Source organism: Mycolicibacterium arseniciresistens (assembly GCF_030519285.1).
Classification (GTDB): Bacteria; Actinomycetota; Actinomycetes; order Mycobacteriales; family Mycobacteriaceae; genus Mycobacterium; species Mycobacterium arseniciresistens.
Map to the genome: position 1 here is coordinate 1 of NZ_JAUMSQ010000322.1, position 4,101 is coordinate 4,101.

The window sequence follows — 4,101 nt, forward strand, 5'->3', positions numbered from 1 at the left end:
CCGCGCGGTGTGCTCGTCGGTGAGCGCGCGGACGGCCACGATGATCGCCGCCGCCGCACTCGAGCCGACCAGCACGCACCACACCCCGGCCCAGCCGCCACCGCCGAGACCGATGCGGTCCAGCCATACGAAGGTCAGCAGCGCGCCCGGCGGGTGACCGGACACGTGGGTGATCCAGGAGTCGGGCTGGAAGTCCAGGATCCGTCCGGCGAACGTGCGGACCATCTCCGGTGCGTCGGTGACATGCGGCACCTCGAGCAGGTACTCGTGGCGCGCGGTGAGCCTGCCGGCGAAACCGCGCTGCCAGCCGTCGACCATGGCCAGCGCGAACGCCCACGCCGCGGACGTCGCCCACACTGCGAGGGTCAGGGCCCGCCACGGCAACCGCTGCGCGAGTGCCGGTCCCCACAGCACCGCAGCGAGCGCGATGACGATCGCCGGCACGGTGCCCCAACCGGTGTGCGCCTCCCACCAGCCGAACACCGGTGATGTGGCGGCGAAGCTGCGGAACCGTTCCGGGGTGGCGTTCAGCAGCGGGGTCACCACGTCGAGGTGAAGGTGCGGGACGACGAATGCGGCCACCAGCAGCAGCACGCCGACGGTGACCGAGGTCGCCTCTCTGCGATACGCCCGCACGACCGCCAGCCTATGGGCTGTGCCGGAGCGGCGGCCTGACCATTCGGTGACGCCGGCCGGGCCGCTCAGGCCCGCATGGTGGTGGTGAACGTCATCCGGTCCCCGCGGTACAGCGACCGGCACCGTTCGATCGGCGTGTCGTCCTGGTCGTAGGAGACGCGATTGATCAGGAACATCGGCGTGCGGGCGTCCACGGCGAGCAGCGCCGCTTCGCGGGCGTCGGGCAGCGTGGTCTCGATGGTGTCGGCCGTGCGGGTGAACGCGATGCCGCGCGCGGTGATCTCCGCGTACAGCGACGTCCGGCTGTCGAACCCGTCGACGAGACCCGGATAGCGTTGCGCCGGTAGATAGGTGGTCTCCAGTCCGATGCGGAAGCCGTCGACGATCAGTACCCGTTCGAGCTGCCACACCTGTGCGCCGGGGTCGATGGCGAGGTGAGCCGCCAGCGCGTCGTCGGCCTCCAGGTCGGTCCACCCGAGCAGCAACCGTTCGGCGCTCAGCCCGCGGGCGCGGGCCGCTTCGGTGTAGGACCCCATCGCCAGCGGCTGCACCAGTTTCGGCCGGGACACCACGGTGCTGCGGCCGCGCCGTTCGATGCGCCCGGCGAGCAGCAGTTCGCGCAGCGCCTGGCGCACCGTCTCGCGGGCGACGTCGAACCGCTCCGCGAGGTCGCGTTCGGAGGGGAACGCCTCGCCCTCGGTCATCCCGTCGAGCAGGCGGTCGAGGTGGGCGCGCACCATCTGGTGCTTGAGGATGCGGGGCTGCACGGCCGTCACGGTCCGACACTGTACCCACTCATGGTCTAGACCAAATGGCCAGCGGGTGTTCACCCGGCGTTCCGCTCACCGGTACCTCGCCGTACGTACCGCGGCCCAAGGTGTCGGTGTGCCGAATCAGACACCCGCCCTGGCAGTCCTCGACATGGCCGGAACCACCGTGGCCGACGACGGGCTGGTGATCCGTGCCTTCGACGAGGCGGCCACCGAGGTGGGTGTGCCGGTCGACGGCGCGGAACGCGAGTACGCGCGGCGCTACGTGCTGGACACCATGGGCCAGTCGAAGATCGAGGTGTTCCGCGCTCTGTTCGGCGCCGAGGAGCGCGCGCAACAGGCCAACGCGGCCTTCGAGAAGACCTACGAACACTACGTCGACGGCGGGGTGCAGCCCATCGCCGGTGCGGCGGAGGCCATCTCGCAGCTGCGGTCGGCCGGGGTGAAGGTCGCGCTGACAACCGGGTTCAGCCCCGGCACCCAGCGCCGGATCCTGACGGCGCTGGGCTGGGAGGACATCGCCGACCTCACCATCGCCCCCGGCGACGGCGTCCGCGGCAGGCCCCACCCGGACCTGGTGCTCACCGCGCTGATGCGCGCCGGGGTGGACGACGTCGTCCACGTCGCCGTCGCCGGTGACACCGCCAGCGACATCCTGTCCGGCCGTCGAGCCGGCGCAGGCCTGGTCGCGGGCGTGCTGACCGGCGCGCACGACGAGCAGGCGCTGCGCGGCGCAGGCGCCACCCACGTGCTCCGGTCGGTCGCCGACCTGCCGTCCCTCCTCCTGCCCGCCTGACCACCCTCCAGCCCGAAGGATTACTGATGAAGACCCGTGCCCGCCGCTCTGCCCTGACCGCCGCCGCGGTGGTCTCCTCGCTCGCGCTTGCGCTGTCCGGTTGTTCGGGGTCGGACTCCGGCTCCGACGCCAAGACTGGACAGGGTTTCCCCGAGACGCTGACGCTGGCCGCCGTGCCCGCGGAGAACTCCGCGGACCTCAAGGCGAGCTATGAACCGCTGATCAAGCTGCTGGAGAAGGAGACCGGCGCGAAGGTGGAGTTCGTGCAGGCCTCCGACTACGCCGGCGTGGTGGAGGGGATGATCGCCGACAACGTCGACCTGGCCTTCTTCGGGCCGTTCGCCTACGTCGTCGCCGGACTCAACGGGGCCAAGATCACCCCGCTCGGCGCCGTCATCGAGGAGAAGGGCGCGGAGCCGGGCTACCAGTCCTACGGCCTGGCCAAGGCGGACAACGCATCGGTCAACGGCCTCAAGGACTTCGCGGGCAAGAAGGTGTGCTTCGTCGACCCGAGTTCCACCTCGGGCTTCCTGTACCCGTCGGCCGGTCTGATCGAGGAGGGCGTGATCAAATCCGGTTCGGAGGCCGACATCTCGGCGGCGATGACGCCGATCTACGCCGGCGGCCACGATGCGTCGGCGCTGTCGATCAAGTCGGGTGACTGCGACGCCGGCTTCGCCTTCGACAGCATGGTCGACAAGACCATGGTCGAGAAGGGCGACCTGGCGCCCGGCGACCTCAAGACCGTCTGGAAGTCCGAGATGATCGCCGGGTCGGTCTTCGCGGCCAACGACGATCTCGGCACCGAGGCCGTCGACAAGCTCAAGAGCCTGTTCACCGAGAAGGCCAACGCCGAGGTCATGCAGAGCGAGGGGTTCTGCGAGGGCGACGGCTGCCTGATCACCGACGAGCGGGCCTGGGGCGTTGTCGCCGTTGACGACTCGGCCTACGACGGGGTGCGCAAGGTGTGCGAGGTCACCGGCTCCGAGAAGTGCAAGAGCTGACGATGAGCACCACCGATCTGCTCCATCCCGACGTGGCAGGCGACGCGGTGGTGGTCGAGGCGCTCAACGTCACCAAGCGGTTCGGCGATACGCTGGCGCTCGACGACGTCTCCGTCGAGGTGCGCCGCAGCGAACTGCTGGTCCTGCTCGGCCTCTCCGGCTCGGGCAAGTCCACGCTGCTGCGCTGTCTCAACGGCCTGCATCCGGTCACCTCCGGCACGGTGGATGTCGGGGGCACCCGGGTGGACACGGCGAGCCGGTCGCAGTTGCGTGCGCTGCGGCGCAACGTCGGGTTCGTGTTCCAGCACTTCAACCTCGTCGGGCGGCTCAGCTGCCTGGAGAACGTCTTGATCGGCGGACTGGGGCGGCTGGGCCTGCCCCGCTACGGCGCTCTGACGTATCCGAAGACGATGCGGGCCGAGGCGCTGGCACACCTGGACCGGGTCGGCCTGGCCGACTTCGCCGAACGCCGCGCCGACACGCTGTCCGGCGGTCAGCAGCAACGGGTGGCCATCGCGCGGACGCTGATGCAGAAACCCGGACTGCTGCTGGCCGACGAACCCGTCGCGTCGCTCGACCCCGAGAACGCCGGCGTCGTGATGGATCTGCTGTTCCGGGTCTGTATCGAGGAGAAGCTGACCGTCGTGTGCACCCTGCACCAGGTCGACCTCGCGCTGGGCTGGGCACACCGCATGGTGGGGCTGCGCAACGGCCGAAAGGTGCTGGACCGCCCCGCCGTCGGCATGAACCGCGACGACGTGATGGCCATCTACCAGCGCGTCGACCCCGCCCTCGACGCGGACTCCTCGGCCGCCCGCCGCACGCCGTGAGCACCGCGCTCCAGGACCGCCCCACCGAACCGGAACCCGCGCGCACCGCGGGCGGCCGCACGCCG

At 70.5% G+C, this 4,101-nt stretch carries 4 protein-coding genes and 1 pseudogene; 3 read left to right on the forward strand and 2 right to left on the reverse strand.

Features of this window, described 5'->3' with window-relative positions:
- Positions 1-636 (reverse strand): annotated as a pseudogene (locus Q2100_RS27115) (hypothetical protein); the annotation flags it as partial.
- A 65-nt stretch (positions 637-701) separates the two neighbouring features.
- Positions 702-1,376: a GntR family transcriptional regulator gene (locus tag Q2100_RS27120; protein WP_302916549.1), complete on the reverse strand. Its 675-nt coding sequence runs from the start codon at positions 1,374-1,376 to the stop codon at positions 702-704.
- Between the two features lie 145 nt (positions 1,377-1,521).
- Here Q2100_RS27120 and Q2100_RS27125 point away from each other — a divergent pair, with 145 nt between their 5' ends.
- The 3 genes from Q2100_RS27125 to phnC are packed head-to-tail and all read left to right on the forward strand — an operon-like array spanning position 1,522 to position 4,036.
- The gene (locus Q2100_RS27125) at positions 1,522-2,202 is read left to right on the forward strand and encodes a phosphonatase-like hydrolase (protein ID WP_302916546.1); all 681 of its coding nucleotides are present in this window, start codon (positions 1,522-1,524) and stop codon (positions 2,200-2,202) included.
- A gap of 26 nt (positions 2,203-2,228) precedes the next feature.
- The gene (locus Q2100_RS27130) at positions 2,229-3,206 is read left to right on the forward strand and encodes a phosphate/phosphite/phosphonate ABC transporter substrate-binding protein (RefSeq protein WP_302916547.1); all 978 of its coding nucleotides are present in this window, start codon (positions 2,229-2,231) and stop codon (positions 3,204-3,206) included.
- 2 nt (positions 3,207-3,208) lie between these two features.
- Positions 3,209-4,036 carry a phosphonate ABC transporter ATP-binding protein gene (phnC, locus tag Q2100_RS27135; protein WP_302916548.1) on the forward strand — a complete coding sequence of 276 codons (828 nt, stop codon included), beginning with the start codon at positions 3,209-3,211 and terminating at the stop codon, positions 4,034-4,036.
- Positions 4,037-4,101 lie beyond the last annotated feature (65 nt).